The organism is Vibrio sp. 1151_11, from assembly GCF_029478525.1.
In the GTDB taxonomy this organism is placed as follows: Bacteria; Pseudomonadota; Gammaproteobacteria; order Enterobacterales; family Vibrionaceae; genus Vibrio; species Vibrio anguillarum.
The window spans coordinates 35,624-61,041 of sequence record NZ_SHMN01000013.1; the positions used below are offsets into that span (position 1 = coordinate 35,624).

Sequence of the window (25,418 nt, forward strand, 5' to 3'; positions counted from 1 at the left end):
ACGATGATGCGAACCAACCAAATCATGGTCCCTCTGACCTGTGGCCGTACAGAAAACGCCCTACACAATAATGATTGACTGGCGGCCACTCTACTTTCCAAGCAGTTATCCATCGCTAAACATCCTGCGCCACTTGAACCCACAATCGTGGCCCTTGCATCACCAATGTGGCCAATAAACGCACCTGCTCAGCTAAGGCTTCATTCCACTGTGGCCAGATCCGCGCGATGTAAACATTGCTTCCTTCACCGTGGCTCATGTAACTTTCATTAAAGGTATCGGCCATTTTCTTGAGCGATTTGTCGCGATCATCAACCCATTGACCACGGCTGAAGCCAGCTTCCACACAGGCTAACGCGGTTTTTGGAAAGTAAGCGAGCGGCGCTGTCATGCCTTGATAAAACAAATCCACCAGTTCTGCGAGCAACGCTTTGGCTTGTTCAGTATCTGGCATGGGCGGATAAATAAAATGCTGCACACCTTCTTTACGATCGTAGCCCATCAAATGAGTAGGTTGACTTTCGCCCATCGCCGCTAGTGAGAGGTGATCAATCCACGCGGCTAAATAATCCTGCGCGCGAATCGAACCACTGCGGTAGCGCACTAAACCGGATTGATAGCGCTTAGTCAGCCACCCCGTCAGTTGTACGTTTTTGCCTTCACCAAACAATTCAAATTTTAGATCGATCTCTTGGTCATCAAGTGGCGAATGGCATAAGAAAGCGATTCTTTGCGCCAATTCTTGTGCTTGCACGCGATTAGTTTCAAATTCCAAGGATCCAAAAGCACCAATCGGTAACTTTCCTTGCGCGCGCTGCTGGTCAATGAATCTCTCAAGGGCATACGGTGAATTGGGTTGCTCAAGCAGCAACTCTAGTAGTTCATCGCGTAACTGGTAGCTCTCCAAGCCATTTAAGGCAAAGGGTTCATCATCTTCCATTACCGGTAGCGGAGGCTCGAACGTCACTTTAAGGCGACGGTTAAAGAAATATTGCACAGGCAAACGCCAAAACCGTTGCAGCTCAACCAGATCTAAACTGACAGGAAAGCTCGCCCCTTGTAAATAATCGCTCAGGGCGAGATTAAACTCGCCACTGGCTCGCCCTTGCCGACTGGCGGCAGGTAGCCACTCTTTGGCATAGCTACCAGCTTTACTCAAAAAAGCATTAGGGCTAAAAGGCACCATGGCGTGAGTGGTCGTTAAAGCACAGGCTAAATTTTTGGCCGATTGATCGCTGCCAAGCGCTTCATCCCCGACCAAACAGTAATTTTGTTGGCAATACTCTAAAAGCTCAGAGACCAACACCGAAGGAACGCGTTCGGTATTATCTTGAATTGAGCGTCCGACGTAGCTGATGTACAAGGTTTGCTGCGCCGAGAGCATCGCTTCTAAGAACAAATAGCGGTCATCGTCACGCCGCGAGCGATCGCCAGCGCGGGTGCGACCGTTCATCAAATCAAACCCTTCGGCTGGCATAGTGCGCGGGTAAACGCCATCGTTCATTCCTAGTAAACAAACGGTTTTAAAAGGGATGGAACGCATTGGCATTAAAGTACAGAAATTGACTTGTCCCGCCAGAAAACGCTGACTGATGCGCGTACCTGACAATTTGTTTTGCAAATATTGAGTAATAATACTTGGCGCAAGTGCTTGCTCATAACCGGCCTCGGCCAGTTGATCTTTTAACTGAGACAAGGTGTCGCGAATCGACTTGAGTGCGAGCTCTCCTTCCAGCTCAACCTTGAAAAAAGCGCCAAGCATCTCACCGAGCAAACGACGCCACTCGTCCACGCTTTGGGTCTGCGCTAACTGCTCGCGGTAATGGCTCACTTGCTGAATAAAGTGCGCTAATTTACCCGCCAATTCAGCGTTCATGCCTTGCACTTCATTATAAGGAGCGAGCGTCACTTCGCCTTGCGTAAATAAACCTGCTGAGGCTGGCATGGCATAACCAAGTAACATGCGCTCAATCCCGAATTGCCAAGTATTTTGCTCGGTCTGCGGCAACTCAAATTGTTGCGCGGTGCTCGCATTAAGCCCCCAGCGAATGCCTGACTCTTCTACCCACAATTTAGCTTGCGCAAAGTCTTGCTCATTAAGCTCAAATTTTGCCATCATCGCAGGAGTTTCAAGCAGCTCTAATAACTCTGACGCTAGGCAGCGAGAATCGGGTAAATGCACTAATTGCATAAATGCCGCTAAGATCGGGCTCTCTTGATCTGCCGTACGGTCTGAAATGGAGTAAGGAATAAAGCGCTCACCCGGCGCGTTACCAAATACTGCCGCAATGGCTGGGCTGTAAGCATTGATGTCCGCCACCATCACAATAATATCGCGCGGTTTCAGTTCAGGGTCAGCATCAAACATTGCCAACAATTGATCGTGCAACACTTCCACTTCTCGCATCGGGCTATGGCAAGCATGAAGAGTGAGCGATGGATCATCCAAAGCAATCACTTGTTTGTGGTCGCTACTGTCCAGTTGACTATCATCTCGATGCTCTTGCAAATGTAAGATGTCGGCCTGCAACTGATGCAATAAGTTATCGCGTGGCAGATCAATAAAAAATTCGTGCTCTTCATTTTCCGTTTGGGAGAGTAAAAAAAGATTATCGCGCCCAAGTTTTCCCATCGAGGCCAATAACTCATTGCCAACCGCAGCTTCGGTATGCAATTCATCCACGAGGTTAGCTTCAATGTCGCCTTTAAGCGGCGAGCGTTGCCCTTCAAACTGAATCTCATCACCTTGTAAGGCGAACGTTTTACGTTGCTGGCTGTGCAGTCTGGCGAGCGTTTTTCTATCTCGAAGATCGCCCCAATAATGCTGACAAGGGTTGGTAAACATCAAGTGAACATCAATCTGCTCGCCCAACGCTTTGAGTGCATCCATATAACGAGGCGGCAATGACGAAATACCGAAAATAAACAAACGTTTGGGCAGTTTGGTTAAATCAACCGAGCCACGCGCAAGCTGATCAATAAAGCTTTGATAGAGATTGGCACGATGGTAGTGCGACTGGCCTTGATCTAGCGTGTATTGATATAAGGCTTGCCATAATATCGGCTGCCATGGGTGCTCATCACCAATCTCGCTCACATCATCGCCCGCCTCCCACTTGGCAATCCAATCGGGGCGGTAGACTAAATAACCATCAAAAATATCGGCAATCTTCTCGGCCAACTGATAGAGCTTGGAATGGTCATCATCCTGTTCAAGATAACGCTGCAAAGGGGCAAAGGGGTCGAGCGTGAGCAAAGTTGGCAACAGATGCATCAGTTTCCACGTCATCGCTTCTTTGTTAAAAGCGCTGCGCTTAGGTACATCAGGTAACACTTTAGTGAACATGTCCCAGATAAAGGTCGCCGGTAGAGGAAACTCAAGGTTCGCCGCCACACCGAGCTCTTTCGCTAAGGCCATTTTGAGCCATTGCGACATCCCCGGGCTTTGCACCAAGATCTGCTCTTTCTCAAAGGGGTTGGCTAACGGTGCACTTTTGATCAAATGCACGAGCAGGATCTTTAAGGTATCGACTTTATTGGAATGGTAGACAGTAAACAAAATGCACTCACGCTTTTCTTGTCACAATAAGGACTGAGATTAGCATAAGTGCATTCTATACTTGAGAATTTTATGTTTTGAATTGCCTAAACTGCAGGCTATTTCATTTCACAGTTCAATGCGTGTTCGTCTTGCTCTTCTAGCTCATTCATGCTGCTGAGTAGTACGCGATGAGGTTGATAGAAATTTAAGTAACGAATAGCAACATAACCCACCACAATAGTTGCCACAATTAACTCTAACCCAGCTAACCAATGCACTTGCTGTACATACTCAGCACTCACCCCAACGGTTTCCATCCAATGTGTGAGTTTAAATAGCGCCGTTGCACCAATCACCATTGGGAAGGTAAACGCTGCGTAGCCTGGGCTAAAAGGCAAGCGTAATAATTTAAAGAAAGCTAAGTAGATAATCGTTGTCATTAACACGGCAATACCAAATAAAATGCCGATGATCACTGGCGATGGGTTAGCCGTGACAGTTAAGTAACCAGCCAATGAGAGGCTCGCTGGCGCCGCCAAAATAGCCATAGTTGGTTTTGCTGCATCTGGAACTTCATGTGTGAACATGAAACGGTAAATCATCATCGGCAGCATCACCGCATAAGCGACTAAACCGAACATCATGGTTGCATTTGCGATTGGTGCAAGTGCTGGGTTTCCAGAAAATGCCACATCGGCCACAATAATACCCACAGGTGGAACGAACCAACTTGGCACCATGTGGTGAAGTTCAAAAGACTGCGCGCGATGGTACAAAAAACTGACCAAGAAGATGATGTGCAAACCCACAGCAAATAGCCATAACGCATCACCAGCCATTGGGTAAAAATGGCCTAATGAATTGGAAACCACCATTGTGCCCATCGCAAAAGTAGGCACAACACTGCCCACAACCGGATGAGCGAGATCTTGGCGTAATAAGTGGCCATGAAAGAGAAATTTAAACGCAAGAACCACCAGCAACACGCTGGCAATAACGGCCCCACTTAATTGTCCATAACCTTGTAATGGTGCAAAGTTTTCCCAACTCCAACCCAAGCTTGCGATGCCTAGAGCTAAACCCGCCATAGGGGTTGGCGCACCCATAACTTTCGCTTTTGCTGCTCGAATCATATTGACCTCTCATCAGAACTAACAAAGTAGTTGTTCAATGTCGCTATCATACGCTTGCCTTTTGTTCTGATATATCTAAATATATAGAACACACGTTCAGATTAATTAAACAAAATTATGGCTGCCAATATTTCTCTTAAGCAATTGAAAGTATTCACTTCAATTACGCAACACAAAACCTTGACCCAAGCTGCAGAGGCGCTGTTTTTGTCAAAAGCGGCCGTGAGCATGTCACTGTCTGAACTGGAAAAACAGCTTGGGCATGCGCTGTTCGATAGGGTCAATAACCGTTTAATCCTCAATCAAGAGGGACAAAAACTGTTGCCGCTCGCCGATGAACTGCTAAGCCGTGCGAGCAACATCAACCAACTGTTTGACAGTGAGCAAACCCTCGCAGGCCAATTGCGCATTGGTACCAGTGATACGATTGGCAACCATGTTGCGCCTTATCTACTCAGTCAATTTCGCCAGCAAACCCAACACATCTCGCAAAGTTTGTTTATTTCCAACTCGGCGCTGATTTGCCAAAAGTTGGTCGATTACGAACTGGATCTTGCGTTGATTGAAGGAAAAACACTGCACCCAGAGCTGATTTCAACGCCTTTTTCACACGATGAAATGTGTATTATTTGCGCACCCGAACATCCACTCACAATGATAAATCAGCTCACCCTCAATGATTTCGAACAGAGCCAATGGGTATTGCGCGAAGCGGGTTCTGGCTCGCGAGAGTTTTTCTTACGGGCTATCGCACCACGACTTGAGCAGTGGCATGAAGCCTTTGAATTGAATACCACTGAAGCCTTAATCAACAGTGTTTCGGCAGGGTTAGGTTTGGGCTGTTTATCCACCCTTGCTGCGCATTCAGCACTGCAAGATGGCCGGGTTAAAAGACTCGATGTTCCGCTGGACATGAAACGCCGTTTTTGGCTATTGGTGCATAAAGAAAAATACCAAAGCCCACTGCTCAAACACTTTATTGAATTTTGTTATCAATGGAACAAAGAGTAGCCATCCACCTCTCACTTTTTCCTGCTCACCTAGACTTCATGGTTTAAAAACTGTATAAACAGCCAGTAGAATTAATGACTAAGTTAGAGGATTAACCATGGCTGTAATCGTCAAGTACGTGGTGGAACGCAACGGAGAAGAAAAGATGACTTTTACCTCTAAAGCAGACGCTGACGCTTATGACAAAATGCTCGATATGGCAGATGAGCTTTTCGAACTTTTAGGGAAAAGTGAGTTGCTAGAAGATGAAGCCAAGCAAGAAGCTTTGGCGATGTTCTTAGCGCAAAACAAAGAAGAAGTGCTTTACGCACTTGGCGCAAAGCGCAAGCCTGCACCGGCTAAGCCTAAAAAAGCCAAAGCGGTAAAAGACGAAGCACCAGAAGAAGATGCAGCTTAAGGCGATTAAACGCTTAACTTAAGATAATAGAACGTGAAAAGACCGCTGCTTCGTCAGCGGTTTTATATTTCTGTCTAAAGAAATACATCGCTAAAAAGACAAAAGGTATCGTTTTACGGACTTTCTCCTCTTTTGCCCTTTCCTACCCCTGCCTCACTCTTTATGATGCTTGATAAATCGAGTGCGCCGCAATGATGCTCAACCTACGCTGGCGAGCGCATCAATAGTGACAACATGGAGATATCAAAATGGCTTACTTTGCACTTGCCTTTGGCACGGCAACCAAAAACCGTGATGGAAAAATTATTGAAGCGTTTTTTCCAGCGCCAATTCTCAACCCAAGTGACGCACTAGTAAGCGAGCTTGCTCAAGTCTCTGGTTATGGCGAAGGCAACCAGCATATCGACATCTCAACTGAGCAAAGCGCCCAACTCGCCGCGATATTTGCTCGACATGATCAGGCTAACAATGCCAGTTTTGCCGATAAAGCCGCTAACGCCTCACAACCACTGGTGCTGGTTATTTTAGCTTCCGACGAACAGCCTCAATCAGTCGCTGAAGGCTTTTTGAAGCTACAACTGATTTCACACCGTTTAGTGAAACCACACGGTACTGTGCTTGATGGTATTTTTGGCCTGCTGCACAACATCGCATGGACCAATGAGGGTCCTATCGATCTACCTGAACTAGCGGATCGTCAAATTGAAGCTCGCCTTGCAGGCCGAGCTTTAACGATAGATTGTGTCGATAAATTCCCGAAAATGGTTGATTACATTGTCCCAGCGGGCATCCGTATTGCGGATACCTCGCGCGTTCGCCTTGGCGCGCACGTGGGCGAAGGTACCACTGTGATGCATGAAGGTTTTATCAACTTCAACGCTGGTACAACAGGCGTGAGCATGGTTGAAGGGCGTATTTCTGCTGGTGTGGTTGTTGGTAATGGATCGGACATCGGCGGTGGCGCTTCTATCATGGGTACGCTTTCTGGCGGCGGTAAGGTCGTGGTCTCTATCGGTGAAAACTCACTGCTTGGCGCAAATGCAGGCTTAGGTTTCCCACTCGGCGATCGCTGCACGATAGAATCAGGTTTGTATGTAACTGCTGGCACTAAAGTGCGTATGCTCGATAACCAAGGCCAAGAAGTGGAAATCGTCAAAGCACGTGATTTAGCTGGTGTATCGGATCTACTTTTCCGTCGCAACTCGATCACAGGTCAAATTGAGTGCTTAGCCAATAAATCAGCCGTTGAACTGAATAGCATGCTGCATAGCCATAACTGATCCAGTTTTTCTGATAAAAAGGCTTGGCACATCACCAAGCCTTTTTGTTATGCGCTCTCTACTGCTAGGCTACTTTCTACTTTTTTATTTTGCTACTTCCACGTGACGAGCCAAACCGTTATCCCGGGTGGCCATCGACTCTCGGCGTAAGTAACATCGTGCCGAATCTCCACACAAACAGAGTAAAAGCCAATATCCAGAGTGCGGCACTGATATTCACCATCAAAAAGAGTTGTGCTGGAAAAAACGCTACACCGAGGCTGCGTACCAATGCCGACATCATCAAAGCCGCAAATGCAATACTCATTTTAGGCCCTTGATAAATCGCCCTGCCGGTATGCCCCATGGTCACGCGTGCAATCATCGATAAAATCAAGCCTGAGATGGCTCCAATGGCAAAGAGATGGATCAGGTTATGAGTGACGTATACATCATCAATTAACCCGCGCAGTAATAAGCTCAAAGGAATACAGGCATACGCAGCGTGCAGCGACCAAACCAGAGGCTCACTCAATGTTAGCCATGGTTTCCAACGCATCCAACGTACCCACTGCGCTAACCCAGCCAGTAACATGATAGGCTGACCAATCTGCACCATCGTCAGCGGGAAGAAACTCAAAATAAACAAGGCCGCAATGGGTGCATTGGCTAACCAATCAAGCCATACCCATGGCTGTTCTTTTTCAAAGTTAAAACGCCTTGCGCTGAAGAAAGGGATCACGCGTGCTCCCATGACTGATAGCAACAATGTGAACCACCACAACATCGCCTGCCATACCGCCGCTGAGCTAAAGGGCGGCATTCCTTTGATGGTGGCATAACTCGCAAAGTTCGCGCCGATCGCTAAAATAAACAGCGGCACAAAAAAGAGATTTTTCCAGCCTTTCGCTTGCACTACTCGACGGCCAATTTCATAGGCCGAAGCCGCCAAAAAAAGCGCTTCGACAGAAGAGATGACCCACAAAGGTGTCGGCGTCCACAATAAGATTCGAGGCGCTAGCCACAAGGCGACTAACACGGCTAAGCGATAATGTTTCGTGCCATTAATGCCAGTCCAGTTCTGTACGGCAGTCAATAGAAAACCGACCACAATTGCCATAGCAAAACCAAACAGCATTTCATGTACATGCCACCACAGCGCAGGAACTTGCAATGCCGATGGTTGACCTGTTTGAAACATCCAGACCCATAACGTCACCGCTAAAACGGCATATGCGCTACCGAGTAGGAAAAAGGGACGAAAACCAAGGCGCAACCAAGCGGGTATGCGTTGTTCTACTTTTATATCGGTAATATTGAGCACAGTGACCTCTTACGGCGGTGGTGGATATCATGACAGACGACCAACACCACAAGCACAATTCAAGCCAATAAAAATACCAAATAAAAACAACGCAATAAGAAACATAACTCAAAAAAAAGAGTCATAACAACTCAATAAAAAACAGTCATTATGACTCAATGAATTCACTTAAACTCTATCCTAACCAGTGGTTACACCCATAGCAGTGGTTACACGCATAGCACTGCTGTTCGAGCTAATCACCACACAAGCCGTCTGTTTTTGTTTACCAAAACCGATGATTTGTGACAGCGCTTTTTTGCCGACCGGAATGAAGGCCGAAGCCATCGCATCCGCTTCTGTTTCTGCATGTGGATCGTGAATGAAGAAGAATTTATCGCTCATACCACTGAGTACGATCCAATGCGGCTCTTTCTTACCATCGAAACGGTAAGTGCTGATGAGTAGCAGCACACATGCTCCTTCCGTCACCCACGCTTCCAGTTGCTCTTGACTCGGTGGTGCATCAATCATCGCCACATCCTGATGAGTAAGCTGCTCACAAAAATCAAGATGAACCAATTCGATAACTTGTTTTTTATTGGCATCTCGCACGCTATCAATAAAAGGCGTGCTTTTGGATTGGCTCCACAGCTCCACATGATAACCGCGTCGACTAGCAGCCAATGCCAACCCTTGGCCGCTACACCCACCGTGCCCTGCCGCCATAAAAATCGTTGTCGCTTCTCGCCACAGTTGCAGCTCAGCGGTGCGACTCGGCTCAAACGATTTAGACAAGCAAGAAAAGCTCATCAGCAAGCATGCCGCACCGCAAGTAAATGGCGTAGTCTGAACATAAAGTGGCATTGGCAATTGCACCTTAGGCCCTTGTGGCGACAAGCGTTTTTGCATCCGGCGTCCATTACACAAATCATCGTAATAATGGATAAGAAATTTCAGGGTTTTATAGCCCATTTTTTCATATAAATTTATCGCTGCCGTATTGTCTTCACGCACTTCTAATCGTAATGTAGTGGCACCTTGATCAAGAGCAGCACGCTCGCATTGCTCGACCAAATTTTGAGCAATCCTCTGGCCTCTGAAATCAGGTTTTACGGCAATCGAATACAACCTTGATAGCTGTGTACCTTGATGAAATAGTAGCAATGCATATCCAGCCAGCTCTGTGCCGGCATCGGCCACAAACAACACCGCTTGGTTGGAATGTAAAAAACGCTTCATTTGACGTGGAGATATTTTATCTCCGTCAAACAGCTGTTGTTCTAACGCATTAAGAGCAGTGAGATCAGCACTTTTCGCAAGACGAAAGTCCATACGACGTCCTTAAGTGGTTGGCAAGATTGCGGCTCAATATTATTCCTATTGATTAAGGAAAAGAATAGCAATGGCAAACCTTTTGATCGTGACCGACCAGTCCAGTGACTGGCAACAATATTTCCCCTCAGAGCAAGTGGTAAGTGTAGACCAATACCTCAACAGTAATGGCACCCATACTCATCGCAGCCTGCAAGTGGTCAACCTGTGTCGCGATTATGGCTACATGAGCAGCGGCTATTACTGCTCGCTGATGGCAGAGGCACGCGGTCACCGCGTTATCCCTCGAGTGATGGCAATCAACGACATCAATCAACCCTTTTTACTCTCTTCTGGCTTATTGAAACTCAATAAACTGTGCGCCCAAACCGATTTTATACAGTGCAAAATTTATTTTGGCCGCACCGCAGAAAAAGGCTTGGATAAACTGGCTCGCCGCCTGTTTGAACAGTTTATGGTGCCCGTCATTGAGTTGGAAATGAACCGCGTTCAAGGGCAGTGGCAAATCAGCAAAATTGGCCCTTTCCCATTCCAAGATTTGAACGACCAAGAGCAAGATTTCTTCGTCGAATCATTAGAACTGTTTTCAACCAAAGTTTGGCGTAAACCGAAGCAAGAGAAAAAGTACCGTTACGATATTGCAATGCTGGTGGACGAAGAAGAGAAAATGCCACCTTCTGATCCCTCAGCATTAAAACGTTTTCGCCGCGCCGCAAACCGTTTAGGAGTCAACCTAGAAACCATTTCACCGGATGACTTATCGCGTTTGGGTGAATTTGATGGCTTGTTTATTCGCGCCACCACCAACATCAGTAACTACACTTACCGCTTTGCAAAAACGGCCGAGAAAATGGGCTTGGTGGTGATGGACGATTCTGAATCGATCATGAAATGCACCAATAAAGTGTTCTTAACTGAGTTATTGCAACGCAATAAAGTGCCTGCGCCAAAAGGCGTGATTTTGCAAAGTTTTGATGAGCAATGGAAAAGCAATGTCATGCAGGAGTTGAGCTTTCCCATGGTATTAAAAATTCCAGATGGCGCATTTTCACGTGGCGTGGTCAAAGTACGCGACGAGCAAGAGCTGGAACGTGAAGCCGGCGCACTGTTTGAAAAAAGTGCTCTGATTTTGGCACAAGCCTTCATGCCAACTGACTTTGACTGGCGCATCGGTGTAATGAACCGCCAAGCCATCTTCGCCTGCAAATACATGATGAGCCGCGGCCACTGGCAAATTTACCAACACCACAACAGTGGCCGAGTCTCTTCTGGCGGCTTTGAAACCTTGGATTTAAAGCAAGTACCTAAAAACGTGGTTGATGTTGCCTTAAAAGCGTCAAACCTTATCGGCAGTGGCCTATACGGCGTTGACTTGAAAGAGATTGATGGCCAAGTTTACGTAATCGAAGTGAACGATAACCCCAGTATTGATCACCAAGTTGAGGATGCGTTTTTAGGCGATCTTCTTTACGATAGGATCATGACTGAGTTTCTGCGCCGTATTCAAATGCGCGGCTTCTGATCTCAATTGGTATAATCTACTGCTCCTCAATGCTGAGTCATTGAGGAGCAAGTTATAAGGATATTCATGGAATTTTTGATCGACCAGTGGCATTTTTCTGCATCCGCTCCGCAGCAAAAACTCAATCGCGCTTCACTGATTGAAGCAGGGAATTGGTATCACTGCCAACGCGATATTCCCGGTTTAAAAGAGTGGTTGCTGCAGTATCAGATCCCCATTTCAATTGTCGACAGCCTCTTAGCAGAGGACACTCGCCCACTGTTTGAGCAATACGATGATGATAACTTTTTACTGATTTTGCGTGGCGTCAACATGAACGATAACGCCAACCCAGAAGATATGTTGAGCGTTCGCATTCTCTATTTCAATGGCGCGCTATTTTCAACCCGAAAAATCCCGTCAAAAGCCGTCAATGTAATCCGTGACCTACTGCAGGCCGGGCAAGGCCCGCAAACCCTTTCAGATGTACTCGTGCAGATCATTGATGGTTTAAACAAAAACATCGATAACTACTTAAACAGCATTGAAGCGAAAATCACCCAATACGATAACGAAATTGAACTCAGTGACGAGCTGATGCAGACGCATAAAGCGCTGCTCAAAATCAAACGTTTTATCAAACCTCAGCAATACGCCATCGATGATTTCAGTGATTCCAAAGTCTCGCTGGCAAATGATAAAAACTTGCGTCTGCGCCACAGCGTTAACACCATCACGCGCATTAATGAAACCCTCGATTTTTACCTTGGAGAGCTCGAACTGATCAAAGGGGAATTGCGTCAATATCATGCAGAGAAGATGAACCAAAACACCTATTTATTCTCGGTGATTGCGGCGATCTTCCTACCCACAAGCTTTTTAACTGGCTTACTTGGGGTTAATGTCGGCGGTATTCCCGGCACTGAATCCCCCGTTGCTTTTGCTCTCTTTTGCATCGCACTGGTTGGTATTTTTGGTTTAGAGTTTTGGATTTTGCATCGGTTACGTTTTTTCAACAAGGAGTCGTAATTCACTGATGATGTATATTTTTGGTTATGGCAGCTTGATCAACTCCGCTTCTCGCCAGTTAACAGGGCAAACAGGAAGAGCTATTCCCGTGGTCGCGCATGGTTTAGTTCGTTACTGGGGAAAAATTGATGAGAGCTACATATTGTCACCTTTGGTGGTGAATGAAGGACAAGGGCAAGTCAACGGCGTACTACTGGAGATCGATGAAACCGCTTTGGCAGAATTTGACCGTCGAGAGCGTGGTTATGAGCGAGTGCCCCTCAACGCTAATCAAATCGAGAGTAATGACGCTTTTAACCTTCAATGGCCGATTTGGGTTTATGTCAAAGAGGCACCAGAGCCTCCCTGCGAGCGAAGCCCTATCGTACAAACCTATGTCGATACCGTGCTGGCTGGTTGTTTAGAGTTTTCAGAAACCTTTGCGCGCCATTTTGTTGAGCACACGGTTGGCTGGCAACATCCGCTGATTAACGATCGCCTCGCGCCGAAATACGGTAATTTAGCAGGGGTAGAACCCTGTCATCATGCGATCATTGATGGGCTGATTGCTACGGTCCGTTAGCGCATTAGCTTTTATTCCAATTTTAAACGTTTACATTAATTAGAAGCCTTGACTTACCTATATAGAAAGTCGTAATTATCACATTGATTGCATTGTTCGTTTGCCTTATTTACACCACCATTGTTAAATACAGCGAGCAATAGCAAGAGGTGTAATATGGCTACCATCAAAGATGTAGCTCGCGAAGCCGGTGTGTCAGTGGCAACGGTTTCACGAGTCATCAATAAATCCCCTAAAGCGAGTAAAACATCGATTGAAGCGGTCACCGCCGCAATGAGTTTACTTGGCTATCGGCCTAACGCCGCCGCACGAGCTTTAGTCAGCCAAAGTACCGACACCATAGGCGTGCTAGTCAGTGACGTTTCCGATCCTTTTTTTGGCATGCTCGTGAAAGCGGTCGATAATGTGGCTCATGACAATGGCAAGCATCTGTTGATTGGCAATGGTTATCACCGTGCTGAAGAAGAGCGCCAAGCGATTGAACTGTTGATCAACAGCCGTTGTGACGCTTTGGTGATTCACTCGAAAGGTTTATCGGATCAAGAATTGATCGACTACGCCGCCGAAGTGAAATCGATGGTATTGATCAACCGTCATATCCCGCAACTAGCTAACCGCTGCATCTCATTGGATAACTACAAAGGTGCTTATTTGGCGACTGAGTTTTTGATCCGCCACGGTCATAAAAAAATCGCTTGTATTGGCTCTTCTCATTCGATTGAAGACGCTACAGATCGCGTAGCTGGTTATCAAGCCGCGTTGAAAGATCACGGTATTGAGATCGCTCCTAATTACATCGAGTTGGCCGAACCACACAGCGAAGGTGGCGAGCAAGCGATGACTCACTTGCTGATCCGTTCGATCGACATGACTGCCGTGGTCGCCTACAACGACAATATGGCAGCGGGCGCGTTAAATGTGCTTGAGGAGAATGGTGTAAAAAGCCCTGAGCAAATTTCAGTGATCGGCTTTGATGATGCGTTGATCGCACGCTACATTCGCCCAAGGCTGACCACCATCCGCTACCCAATCGAGATGATGGCTGAAAAAGCCGCTAAACTGGCACTCCAATTAGCCCGTGGCGAAACGATAGAAAAAGAACCGATGATTTTCTCACCGACTTTGGTGCGTCGAGATTCGGTAGAAAAAATCTGACGCACTCAGGTTACACTTTCACTCGCCACTTTGGGCATCAATACTCAACATCTAAGCGACGCACCCACCTTAAACGTCAAATTGGTAAATGGTGGTATGAGTATATTCTTGCCCTGGCAGAGTAATACAGCTGGGTTGCTGCCATTCGGCATGATTGGGAGCATCCGGCAAGTATTGAGTTTCTAATGCGACCCCCGTATAGCCTTGATAAACCCCACCGCGCCGATTGGGCGTCCCCGATAACCAATTTCCACTATAAAGTTGTATGGCAGGCTTAGTCGTAAATACGCTCATGGTTACCTTTGCATCTGGTGACTTCAGTTGCGCGGCGCACACGGTTAAATCAGCTTTATCAGGCAATAAATAACTGTGGTCATACCCTTTGCTTGCTTGTTGCTGCTCATCTTTGAGTAAGTCACGACCTATTGATTTTGCAACGCGAAAATCAAAGCCCGTGTCGATGACAGATTTTGGCCCTGACAATGGGATTCCATGTGGATCTGTGGGTAAAAATTGATCGGCTTTTATAGAAAGTGAATGATCTAAAATCGTATGATCACTCTCTGCGCCTAGCAAATTAAAATAGGCATGGTTGGTTAAATTAAGCGGCGTTGGTTTATCTGTGGTCGCTAAATAGCGGAGGATCAATTGATTCTGATCGTTCAGTTCATAGCTCACGGCAATGTCAACATTACCGGGAAAACCTTGGTCACCATCCGATGAATGGATTGAAAACGTCACTTGTTGAGCACTTTTGTGAGCAATAGTCCAACGACGCTGATCTAACCCTTCAAGACCGCCATGCAAACTATTTCCAGCTTGGTTGGTCGTCACTTGATAGCGTTGATCATTTAATTCAAATTGGCCTTTAGCGATCCGGTTGGCATAACGTCCCACAGTGACGCCCATATAGCTTTGTTGTTTCTGGAAGTCGCTCATGGTGGAAACACCCAGCAGAACTTCTCTGCGTTCCCCATCCTTAAGCGCCAACTCACAACTGAGCCATGTTGCGCCAATATCCATTAATACTACGCGGCTACCAATGCGGTTAGTCAAACTGACAAGTTGTGCCGGGTGGCCATCATAGGCTACTTGCTGAGTCATAGTGTGAACAAGTGAAGATGTGCAGCAAGCCTCCACTAGACCAGCGCCCTCTTTTGCTTGGCAGACGTAAATCGACGCTTTGAGGCCAGTCGCCACTTCATATTTCTCATCGACAGCCGCTTTCACTGCATCAACCAATGTCGGTGGGACAAGTGCCACAATACAGCCACCAAAGCCGCCCCCAGTCATACGCACACCGCCTTGGTCACCAATCACCTCTTTGATGATATCAACCAAGGTATCAATCTCTTTGACCGTAATTTCAAAATCATCACGCATCGATGCGTGCGATTGAGCCATCAGCTCGCCCATACGCTTCATGTCGTGGGCGCGCAACGCTTGGGCCGCTTCAACAGTACGGTCATTTTCAGTAATGATGTGACGAGCACGTTTAGCCACCAACTCATCAAGCTCAGAAACTTTTTGGTTAAACTGTTCAATGCTTACATCACGCAGCGCTTTGACGCCAAAAATACGCGCAGCCTCTTCACACTGCTGACGGCGGGTGTTGTATTCGCTATCCACCAAGCCGCGTTTTTTATTGGAGTTGACGATCACGACGGCCATCTCTTCTGGCATTGAAACCGCTTGTGTTTCTAAGCTACGGCAATCTAAAAGTAGCGCGTGGTTTTCACGACCTTGCGCCGAAATCATTTGATCCATAATACCGCAATTACAGCCGACAAATTCGTTCTCGGCCTGTTGGCCATTTAGTGCAATTTCCGCTTGAGAAATATCCAGTTGATAAAGTTCTTTAAAAGTTTGACCGATCACGACCTCAAGCGCAGCCGAAGAGCTAAGCCCCGCTCCCTGTGGAACATTACCGCTGACAGTAATATCCGCTCCGGTAAACGAGTACCCACGCGCAAGCAAACATTTCACCACGCCGCGAATGTAGTTCGCCCACATTTTGTCTTGTTGGAAAGTAATCTCTTGGGTGAGGTCAAACTCATCAAGTGCATTGCCATAATCAACAGACACGATGCGCACTAAATTATCTTCACGCTTGGCCGCCGCTACCACGGTTTGGTAGTTAATTGCGCAGGGGAGCACAAAACCGTCGTTATAGTCGGTGTGCTCACCAATCAAGTTCACACGGCCAGGTGCTTGGATGATATGACTAGGCGCGTAGCCCAACACTTGCTCAAAAGACGCTTTCACATTTTGGATTAAATCAAACATTTGCATTCCTAAACTCATAAACTGGTTTTCATTTCCCATTAACCACTTAGCACTATGAAAAAAACTTTGTTAAGCCCAAGTCGTTGGAGGCGCAGCGAGGTGATAAGTAAATTCAACCAATGAACATAGATTACCTATGTTCTTAGGGTGCGTTTACGCAGCAACAAGGCTACAACTGCACAGATGACGTTACTGCTCTTTGTAGTGAACATCACTTAGCTCGCGCAGACGCTGCGCCGCTTGTTCTGCGGTTAAATCTCGTTGGCTTTCAGCCAACATTTCATAACCCACCATAAACTTACGAATCGAGGCACTGCGCAGCAGTGGTGGGTAGAACAGTGCATGCAGTTGCCAATGGTCAATGTTCGTACCCTCTTCAAAGAAAGGCGCGTAATGCCAGCCCATAGAATAAGGGAAAGAACATTGGAACAGGTTGTCGTAACGGCTGGTCAGTTTTTTAATCGCAACGGCGAGATCGTCACGTTGCGCATCACTCAACTCACTCATGCGACGGATATGCGTTTTTGGCAGCAACATGGTTTCAAATGGCCATGCAGCCCAGTAAGGCACAACAGCCACCCAATGCTCTGTTTCCAGCACAATGCGTGAGCCATCTTTCAGCTCAGCTTGCACATAATCCACCAGCAGGTTACTACCCTGCTGTTGGTAATACGCTTTTAGGTTGTGCTCCTTGCGTTCAATTTCATTGGGTAAGAAGCTATTAGCCCAGATTTGGCCGTGTGGGTGAGGTTGGGAACAACCCATGGTTTCGCCTTTGTTCTCAAATGCTTGCACCCAAACGTACTCTTTACCTAACTCTTCGATTTGATCGTTCCACGTATCAATCACGCTGCGAATGTTGCCCACGGGTAACTCTGGCAGAGTTTTGCTGTGATCTGGAGAGAAACAAATCACTCGGCTCAAACCACGCACACCTTGAGTTTTGAATAGAGGGCTATCGGACTTCGGTGCATCTGGCGAATCTACCATCAGTGCTGCGAAGTCGTTGTTGAATACGTATGTACCTCGGTAGTCTGGGTTGACATCACCTGAGATGCGCGCGTTTGTCGGACAAAGAAAACACTTCTCATCATAACTTGGCAGTTCATCTACCGCTGGCTTTTCATCAGCCCCGCTCCAAGGGCGTTTAGCGCGATGTGGTGAAACTAAAATCCACTGCCCCGTGAGTGGGTTGTAGCGACGATGTGGATGATCCACTGGGTTAAATTCAACATTCGACATATTGCTTACTCAATTATGCTATTTGATAGTCCGGCGCGTCACGCCGGATAAAAACTAGTACCCTTGCGGGTTATTGGATTGCCAATGCCATGTATCAGCAGCCATTTCATTGATACTGCGCGTCGCCTTCCAAGCCAGATCTCGCTCCGCTTTTGTGGTACTAGCCCAACACTCGGCAATATCACCCGAGCGGCGTGAGCAAATCTCATAAGCAATAGGAACACCACTTGCTTGAGCAAAGGCTGAAACTATCTCTAACACACTCGATCCGTTACCCGATCCAAGGTTGTAAATATGCCTTCCCGCTTTCATCGCAACCGTATTTAAAGCGGCCAAATGGCCATCGGCTAGATCCATCACATGAATGTAATCACGCACCCCCGTACCATCCGGTGTGGGGTAGTCGCTACCAAATATGGATAACTTCTCGCGGCGACCTACCGCAACTTGGACAATAAACGGCATCAGATTATTCGGCACACCTTGCGGGTCTTCGCCCATAGTGCCAGAAGGGTGAGCTCCCACAGGGTTGAAGTAACGCAGTAAGGTCACACTCCAATCTGGCTCAGCAACCACTAAATCCGACAGGCACTGCTCAACCATATATTTGCTACGACCGTAAGGATTGGTGGTTGATCCGGTTGGAGAATCTTCAGTTATCGGCACGATTTCAGGATCGCCATACACTGTCGCCGATGAACTGAATACAATACTTTTCACTCCAGCTTTACGCATACTGCACGCTAGCACCAACGAACCATTGACGTTATTGTCATAATATTCGAGCGGTTTTATCACGGATTCACCGACGGCTTTTAAACCTGCGAAATGAATCACAGCATCAATATTATGTTCAGCAAATACCTTATCGAGAAAGGCCTCATCACGAATATCACCATGATAAAACACGGGCGTTTTATCTGTCAGTGCATGGATACGGCTTAATACTTCAATCTTCGCGTTAGATAAGTTGTCAACGATAATGGGGTCGATACCCGCTTGTATCATTTGTACACAGGTATGACTTCCGATATAGCCCATGCCGCCCGTCACTAATACTTTCACCATACTCTCCTATTGGGATACCGATAGAGGTTGATTCTCGCTTTTGAAAAAGTCTAACAGCCTTACTCGCTTTCAATCTGTGATCAAAACACCACAATGTAAACGTTTCCACGAAAACTCTAAAACAATTCCCTTCACTTAACTGATTTTATTTAAATTACGTATACAATACGCACAGGTAGGCTCTAGTGAGATATTTTGCAGCCCACCACCTTGCACCATCATCTTCTCTAGTTCGACTTACCTTGCTGAGTTTTAGCCCATGCCCCAAAGCCGTGTAGAACTGAATAACCGAATGAATATCGTCACTTTGACTTGGCCGATCTTTATTGAGATTTTATTACGGACGGCGATTAACACCAGTGATGTGTTTATGCTGAGTAGTTATTCAGACAAGGCTGTATCAGCGGTTGGGGTTATCACTCAAATCAATTTTTTCTTGCTGATTGTCTCAATGATGGTCAGCAGTGGTACAGGGATCCTAATTGGGCAATACAATGGCTCTGGCCGCCAAAGTGAATCGGCACATGTTGGGGTGGCCAGTTTACTGCTTGGATTAATCATTGGCTCATCGCTCAGTTTAGCCGCTTATTTGAGCGCTAATTCAGTCATGAATGCCTACGGCTTAGAAGCGCAGGTCGCACAATATGGCTATGAATATCTGGTTATCAGTGGCAGCTTTACAGTAAACGTTACCATCGGCATTGTACTGGCGACGATTTTGCGCAGTAACGGCTACTCCAAAGCGCCGATGTTCATTAATTTATTTGCCGGATTATTGAATATCATCGGTAACTATATTGCTATTTTTCAACCCTTTGGACTGCCCGTCTACGGTGTACAAGGGGTTGCGATATCAACAGTATTCAGCCAAATTGTCAGCACTATTTTGCTGTACTACACCGTTAAGTACTACCACATATCACTACCGGTGAAAGAGTGGAAAATCATCCCGAAGCCGCTATACCAGAAGATCATCAAGATCGGCATGATGAATGCGGGAGAGATTCTTTCCTATAACATGATGCAACTGACGGTGATTTTTTTCGTTGTAAAAATGGGCACGGCTTCATTGGCCGCGTTTACTTATGCGCAAAATATTGCCCGTCTCGCCTTTGCATTCTCAGTAGCTCTTGGGCAAGCCGGGCAAATTCAAACTAGCTACTACATTGGTAAAGGTTGGGTGGATGAGATTCTGACTAAAGTACAACAATATTTTGTGGTTGGCTTTCTCGTCTCCAGCACATTGACGATCTCAATTTATCTACTGCGCGCTGACATCATCGCCCTCTTCACTTCTGATCCTGAGATAACGGCCTTGGTCGCAGGGTTAATTGCTGGCTCCATTGCAATGGAAGCCGGGCGCACGTTTAACCTAATTTTTATTGCCGCACTCAAAGGCGCAGGAGACATTCGCTTTCCAGTGCAGATGGGCATATTAAGCATGTGGACTTTTGGCGCAGGTTTAACTTACTTATTTGGCCTACATTGGGGATGGGGAGTTATGGGTGCATGGGTGGCCATTTCGGTGGATGAATGGTTTAGAGGCATCATCATGTTTAGGCGTTGGAGATCTAAGGCTTGGACTAAGTTTAAACTCAGTTAACCCATACCAGTCTGTTTATCATTTCTCAGCGGTTTACAAATGGTTAAGGATTAAATTTGAATCTGCTCAAACATCCTTTTAAAGTAGCGAAACAACGTCTATTTAAGAGTGCTTATGCACATGTTTACTATTTTCAAAACTTTTTTTCTGCTTGGGTGGATAAGCTTTGGTGGGCCAGCCGCTCACATTGGTTATTTCCGCAATACATTCGTTGAAAAATTAAAATGGATTGAAGATAAAGAATACGCACAGATCGTTGCCTTAAGTCAGTTTTTGCCAGGGCCTGGTTCAAGCCAAGTTGGGTTTGCACTAGGGTACCATCGTGGTGGCTTACTGGGTGGATGCGCCGCTTTTGCTGGTTTTACACTCCCTTCGGTTTTGATCATGGTTGCCCTTGCCATCGCCAGCAGCCAATTACTACAAACCCCCTTATTTCAAAACGTGATTCACGGCTTAAAACTGCTAGCCGTTGTGGTTGTCGCGGATGCCACATGGGGAATGTATAAAAACTTCTGTAAGAATCGCTTAACTGTTGGGTTGTGTGTGGCCACCGCTGTGATGCTGATTGTTGCACCCAGTATTGGAACGCAAATCGGAGTTCTCATTGCGGCAGCGCTGATCGGAGTGAAATGGCTCCCTAGTCAAGATTTAGCTACTGAACGTTCATTTGTCCCCGCTTTCGTCCCTTTCGCTCTCTTTATTGGCTTACTGGTCGGTTTACCTTTTGCCGCCCACTTGATGCCTGAAATCGCTCTATTTAACCACTTTTATCAAGCGGGTAGCTTAGTGTTTGGCGGTGGGCATGTCGTACTTCCATTGCTGCAAAATTTAGTTGGCGACGCGCTTGACCCGGATCTATTTTTAACAGGATATGCCGCAGCACAAGCGGTTCCTGGTCCAATGTTTACCTTCGCCACTTACATTGGTTACGCTCTACTACCACAAGTGCCAATCTTAGGCGCAACGCTGGCGACCATTGCCGTCTTTTTGCCGGGTTTTTTGTTACTGCTCAGCGTGCTTAAAAATTGGCAAGCCTTAGCAAACTATCGATCAGTATCAGGAGCAATCAACGGTGTTAACGCCGCCGTCGTTGGTTTACTACTCTCAGCCTTATATCACCCTGTATTTACAAGCTCGGTCAGCAATCATCTAGATATGGCGATCGTTCTGACCGGTTTTTACCTACTAAAACAGCTAAAACTGCCTATTGTCTGGCTGGTTATATTCTTTATGCTCAGTGGTATTGCACTTGGATTAAACTGAAATTGGCCATACGCCTTGTGACTAAACATGGCGTCAAATAGCCGTATTTATCTAGTGACCCAGCGTCATCCAACGGCTTTCCAGTACCACCTCATATTGCTTGGTTATATAACCCATTTTTTAGTTAAATTTCACGCACGCATCGCTTATCTGTTCTAAACTTATCAATTAGAAGAGCCTCTCCATTTCAACCTTGGAGACCCTGTAGCGCAGAGGAACACGCGATGGATACGCATAGCAAAGGTTGCGAGCACGCCTATTTTCCACATGTTGGTCCACTCAATAAGCAACTGGCTAACATACACCAACGAATGCAAGTCAAAGTCCCAGAGATTGACCGTATCTCTTTTGCGCTATACGACCATCATCATGATAATTTGAAAACCTACGCCGACAGCACCTTTCACGGGGGCGAGCTTATACATTACGAGTTTCCACTTGCTGAGCTTCCAGTCCTTAAGCAATGCGCACAAAACGGCCAGAGTCGTAGCGTTGAAAATATCCCAATCCAATTGAAGCCAGACTATCCTCATACTCGCTGGCTAATTGAGCAAGGTTATTGTTCATCACTGGCGATTCCGACTTACCACCAGCAAGCATTTATTGGCTTTATTTTCCTCAACTCGTGTCAAAGCCATTTGTTTACAGAACAGGTAAAGCAGAATGTAGAACCTTTTATTGAGATGATTCGCTTTGCAGTTTGCTCTGAATACGATTTAGTCCACACTATTTTAGAGACTGTAAATTTGACTCAAGCGCGCTCCCCAGAGCATCAACTGGAATCGAAAGAGCATAAAGAACGTATTAGCTGTTATGCCAAAGTCATCGCTACTGAGGTTGCTGACATTTATCAACTGGATGATGAAACCATTGATAACATTATCCAGTTTTCGCGCTATCACGACATAGGCAAACTTGCCCTACCGACAAGCTTATTACTTAACCCGAATACATTAGATAAACCAGAGCGTGCTCAACTGTATAGCCACATAGAAAAAGGTATTGAAATCATTAATCAAATTATTGATGACATAGGTACACCTGATCACCCTTGCATATCCATATTAAAAGAGATCGTCGCTTATCATCATGAGTTTTTGGATGGCAGTGGCTACCCTTACGGCCTAATGCAAGACAATATCCCGATATCGGCACGCATTATTGCTGTTGCCAACGTCTTTGATGCCTTAACAAGCCATCGTCCATACAAACAAGCTTGGTCTGTTCCTTTTGCCCTTCTCGAACTGGAAAAAATGGTCGTGAGCGGCAAGCTTGATAAACACTGTGTCAATGCCCTTCGCTATCATCAAGAGTACTTAAAACAAGTGATTGATACCCACCCAGAAATTGACCCGAAGGATAGATTCAACTGAACAGAAATAAACGTCACTCTGAGTTAATAGTGTCAAAATAAGAAAGTGAATCCAGCGCGCAACTTTAACGTTTAGTAACTACAATCTTCTTTTACCTAACCATTCCACCATGCTAGAGTTAACAAAACATTAACATAAAAATAATAATATTTTTGCCAATAACATGGAGTTAGAGAATGATCCAGCCTAACGAGTTAAGCAAAGCAACTTGTGCTCTCCCACCACCGAATGAAATGATCTTGAAATGGGCAGCGGAACGCCCCAACCAAGTTTATTTAAGACAAATTATTAACCGAAAATTTGTTGAATACACCTATGCTGAAGTGGCCGACAAAGCACTCAGGCTCGCCTCGGCGCTACAAGCGCTAGGGGCAAAACCCCAAGATAAAATTGCACTCATTTCCAAAAACTGCGCTGAATGGTTTGTGTGTGATCTCGCAATGATGCTCGGCGACTTTGTCAGTGTTCCCATTTTTCCAACGGCTGGCGCCGACACCATCGAATACTGTCTCACCCATAGCGAAACAAAAATAGTGATTGTAGGTAAACTCGATAACGGCCAAGCCACCCAACAAGTATTGAACCATTTGCCAGATATCATCAGTATTGCACTACCCTATGATTCAGCTCCCACTTGCGATCACCTGTTTACAAAATTGATTGAGCACTATCCGCCAAGCACAGAACGCCCTGTACATTATGACAACAAGTTGATGTCTTTAGTCTATACATCGGGCACGTCGGGCTTGCCGAAAGGGGCTATGCTGACCTACGGTGCATTTAGCTGGTCAGCTCAACAGCTTATAAACCACATTGGCATTCAAGAAAACGACCGTTTATTTTCCTACCTCCCTTTAGCTCATATTACTGAACGTGTTTATATTTTTGGCTCTTCCATCATGGGTGGGGTACAAACGGCTTTCCCTGAATCATTAGACACCTTTATTGACGATGTCAAAATGCAGCGCCCGACGCTCTTTATCTCAGTACCAAGGTTATGGACTCTATTTCAGCAACGCATTCAAGACAAATTACCGCAGAAAAAGCTCAATTTTCTGCTAAAGATCCCTTTTGTAAGCACGCTGATTAAGAAGAAACTTGCTGACGGCTTAGGGCTTGATCAAGCACGTGTGCTTGGTTGTGGCTCGGCTCCCGTATCACCGGCGTTATTAGAGTGGTATCACCAAATTGGGCTGAACATTACCGAAGCTTGGGGCATGACAGAATCTTTTGCTTATAGCACTCTCAACTACCCATTTAGATCAGATAAAATAGGTTCTGTTGGACAAACGGGGCCGGGAATTGAGCTAAAAATCGCTAACGATGGCGAAATTATGGTCCGCAGCAAAGGGCTATTTTCAGGCTACTATAAAAATGATATCGCAACGCAAGAGTCTTTCGACAGAGAAGGATGGCTACATACTGGCGATATCGGTTTTATTGATGCTGAAGGTTATCTCACCATTCAAGGGCGCAAAAAGGATACCTTTAAAACAGCCAAAGGCAAGTTTGTGGCTCCCGTACCTATCGAAAATAAACTGTTCGAATACACTCGAGTCGAGATGATGTGTCTGATTGGCTTAGGGCTTCCCGCCCCTATTTTGCTGGTTGTTCCACATAATTTCCCTCATTTTGATCGCGTTCGTTATGAGCGTACTACTCAAAAAGTCATTAAGCGGATGAATGAGGAATTGGAATCGCATGAGCAAATCAAAGGCGTGCTAATGATAAAGGAGCCATGGTCAATCGAAAATGGTGTCCTCACTCCTACCTTAAAAATCAAGCGGCATGTATTAGAACAGAAATATCATGAAATGGGGCACAATTGGCCAAAAGGACAACTGGTTGTTTGGGAAGAGTAATCCATTCTAATTGAGCAGGTTGGACTTAGCCTCTAACCTGCCAATACACCAAGTTTTCACACTAACAACCTCCTATATTGCCTAATATTTTGTCCTAATTTAACTCCTGTGCCTGCTATACTTAGCTTAAATAACGCTATTGAATAATTGAATCATGACACAAGATAATAACCCGCTGCATGGGGTCACTTTAGAAAAACTACTCACGGATCTCGTTGAATACTATGGCTGGGAAGAGCTCAGCTACATGGTCAATATTAACTGCTTTAAAAAGGATCCGAGTATTAAATCAAGCTTGAAGTTTTTACGTAAAACTGAATGGGCACGTATTAAAGTTGAAGAAATCTATATCAACCTTAAGGGCTAACTAAACGATATGAATTGAGTAGCATAAACTACCTTCGCCCGGCAGTTTCCACTTTTATCGGTTCTGCTTTTATCGGTTTTTATGCCCTTTTCTATTTCGTTGTTACATAAAAAAGCCCCACCAGCTTT

At 46.0% G+C, this 25,418-nt stretch carries 19 protein-coding genes and 1 pseudogene; 12 read left to right on the forward strand and 8 right to left on the reverse strand.

What is annotated here, in order from left to right:
* Window positions 1–115 precede the first annotated feature (115 nt).
* Together recC and EXZ60_RS11035 are read right to left on the reverse strand one after the other, a co-directional pair.
* Window positions 116–3,559, reverse strand: a complete 3,444-nt coding sequence (gene recC / locus EXZ60_RS11030; RefSeq protein WP_115339251.1) for an exodeoxyribonuclease V subunit gamma — start codon at window positions 3,557–3,559, stop codon at window positions 116–118.
* 98 nt (window positions 3,560–3,657) lie between these two features.
* A complete protein-coding gene (locus EXZ60_RS11035; protein ID WP_013856149.1) occupies window positions 3,658–4,674 on the reverse strand; it encodes a TDT family transporter in 1,017 nt (338 codons plus the stop codon).
* A gap of 117 nt (window positions 4,675–4,791) precedes the next feature.
* Between EXZ60_RS11035 and EXZ60_RS11040 the strand changes: the two genes are divergently transcribed.
* The 3 genes from EXZ60_RS11040 (at window position 4,792) to dapD (ending at window position 7,362) form a co-directional block, all read left to right on the forward strand.
* Window positions 4,792–5,685 (forward strand): LysR family transcriptional regulator, encoded by an 894-nt coding sequence (locus EXZ60_RS11040; protein ID WP_013856148.1) that lies wholly within the window; start codon window positions 4,792–4,794, stop codon window positions 5,683–5,685.
* 97 nt (window positions 5,686–5,782) lie between these two features.
* On the forward strand, window positions 5,783–6,082 hold the full coding sequence (locus EXZ60_RS11045) for a YebG family protein (protein ID WP_010318120.1): 300 nt from the start codon (window positions 5,783–5,785) through the stop codon (window positions 6,080–6,082).
* Window positions 6,083–6,330: 248 nt separating this feature from the next.
* Window positions 6,331–7,362: a 2,3,4,5-tetrahydropyridine-2,6-dicarboxylate N-succinyltransferase gene (gene dapD / locus EXZ60_RS11050; RefSeq protein ID WP_277435708.1), complete on the forward strand. Its 1,032-nt coding sequence runs from the start codon at window positions 6,331–6,333 to the stop codon at window positions 7,360–7,362.
* A 118-nt stretch (window positions 7,363–7,480) separates the two neighbouring features.
* Here the strand turns inward: dapD and EXZ60_RS11055 are convergent, their stop codons facing one another.
* Window positions 7,481–8,665 carry an NnrS family protein gene (locus EXZ60_RS11055; RefSeq protein WP_277435709.1) on the reverse strand — a complete coding sequence of 395 codons (1,185 nt, stop codon included), beginning with the start codon at window positions 8,663–8,665 and terminating at the stop codon, window positions 7,481–7,483.
* A 180-nt stretch (window positions 8,666–8,845) separates the two neighbouring features.
* Window positions 8,846–9,979 (reverse strand): GNAT family N-acetyltransferase/peptidase C39 family protein, encoded by a 1,134-nt coding sequence (locus tag EXZ60_RS11060; RefSeq protein WP_277435710.1) that lies wholly within the window; start codon window positions 9,977–9,979, stop codon window positions 8,846–8,848.
* Window positions 9,980–10,049: 70 nt separating this feature from the next.
* Between EXZ60_RS11060 and EXZ60_RS11065 the strand changes: the two genes are divergently transcribed.
* From EXZ60_RS11065 to EXZ60_RS11080, 4 genes are all read left to right on the forward strand, one after another.
* Window positions 10,050–11,501 (forward strand): RimK family protein, encoded by a 1,452-nt coding sequence (locus EXZ60_RS11065; protein ID WP_017046561.1) that lies wholly within the window; start codon window positions 10,050–10,052, stop codon window positions 11,499–11,501.
* 66 nt (window positions 11,502–11,567) lie between these two features.
* Complete coding sequence (locus EXZ60_RS11070; protein WP_277435711.1) at window positions 11,568–12,509, forward strand: zinc transporter ZntB; 942 nt, start codon at window positions 11,568–11,570, stop codon at window positions 12,507–12,509.
* Between the two features lie 10 nt (window positions 12,510–12,519).
* Window positions 12,520–13,071 carry a gamma-glutamylcyclotransferase family protein gene (locus EXZ60_RS11075; RefSeq protein WP_029388244.1) on the forward strand — a complete coding sequence of 184 codons (552 nt, stop codon included), beginning with the start codon at window positions 12,520–12,522 and terminating at the stop codon, window positions 13,069–13,071.
* A 156-nt stretch (window positions 13,072–13,227) separates the two neighbouring features.
* Complete coding sequence (locus EXZ60_RS11080) at window positions 13,228–14,226, forward strand: substrate-binding domain-containing protein (RefSeq protein ID WP_026027964.1); 999 nt, start codon at window positions 13,228–13,230, stop codon at window positions 14,224–14,226.
* A gap of 69 nt (window positions 14,227–14,295) precedes the next feature.
* Here EXZ60_RS11080 and galM read toward each other — a convergent pair whose 3' ends face one another.
* The 4 genes and pseudogenes from galM to galE form a co-directional block, all read right to left on the reverse strand.
* A complete protein-coding gene (gene galM / locus EXZ60_RS11085) occupies window positions 14,296–15,330 on the reverse strand; it encodes a galactose-1-epimerase (protein ID WP_249339189.1) in 1,035 nt (344 codons plus the stop codon).
* Between the two features lie 30 nt (window positions 15,331–15,360).
* Window positions 15,361–16,512: pseudogene (galK, locus tag EXZ60_RS11090) on the reverse strand (galactokinase); the annotation flags it as partial.
* Window positions 16,513–16,701: 189 nt separating this feature from the next.
* Window positions 16,702–17,754, reverse strand: coding sequence for a UDP-glucose--hexose-1-phosphate uridylyltransferase (locus tag EXZ60_RS11095; protein WP_277435712.1), 1,053 nt, complete (start codon window positions 17,752–17,754; stop codon window positions 16,702–16,704).
* A gap of 54 nt (window positions 17,755–17,808) precedes the next feature.
* Window positions 17,809–18,822 carry a UDP-glucose 4-epimerase GalE gene (gene galE / locus EXZ60_RS11100; protein WP_277435713.1) on the reverse strand — a complete coding sequence of 338 codons (1,014 nt, stop codon included), beginning with the start codon at window positions 18,820–18,822 and terminating at the stop codon, window positions 17,809–17,811.
* A gap of 292 nt (window positions 18,823–19,114) precedes the next feature.
* On the opposite strand from galE, the gene EXZ60_RS11105 reads away from it, so the two are divergent.
* The 5 genes from EXZ60_RS11105 (at window position 19,115) to EXZ60_RS11125 (ending at window position 25,290) form a co-directional block, all read left to right on the forward strand.
* Window positions 19,115–20,425, forward strand: a complete 1,311-nt coding sequence (locus tag EXZ60_RS11105; RefSeq protein ID WP_017050437.1) for an MATE family efflux transporter — start codon at window positions 19,115–19,117, stop codon at window positions 20,423–20,425.
* Between the two features lie 114 nt (window positions 20,426–20,539).
* A complete protein-coding gene (gene chrA / locus EXZ60_RS11110) occupies window positions 20,540–21,688 on the forward strand; it encodes a chromate efflux transporter (RefSeq protein WP_277435714.1) in 1,149 nt (382 codons plus the stop codon).
* Window positions 21,689–21,912: 224 nt separating this feature from the next.
* The gene (locus EXZ60_RS11115) at window positions 21,913–23,061 is read left to right on the forward strand and encodes an HD domain-containing phosphohydrolase (RefSeq protein ID WP_277435715.1); all 1,149 of its coding nucleotides are present in this window, start codon (window positions 21,913–21,915) and stop codon (window positions 23,059–23,061) included.
* A 176-nt stretch (window positions 23,062–23,237) separates the two neighbouring features.
* The gene (locus EXZ60_RS11120; protein WP_277435716.1) at window positions 23,238–24,923 is read left to right on the forward strand and encodes an AMP-binding protein; all 1,686 of its coding nucleotides are present in this window, start codon (window positions 23,238–23,240) and stop codon (window positions 24,921–24,923) included.
* Between the two features lie 154 nt (window positions 24,924–25,077).
* Window positions 25,078–25,290 (forward strand): VF530 family protein, encoded by a 213-nt coding sequence (locus tag EXZ60_RS11125; RefSeq protein WP_013856133.1) that lies wholly within the window; start codon window positions 25,078–25,080, stop codon window positions 25,288–25,290.
* Window positions 25,291–25,418 lie beyond the last annotated feature (128 nt).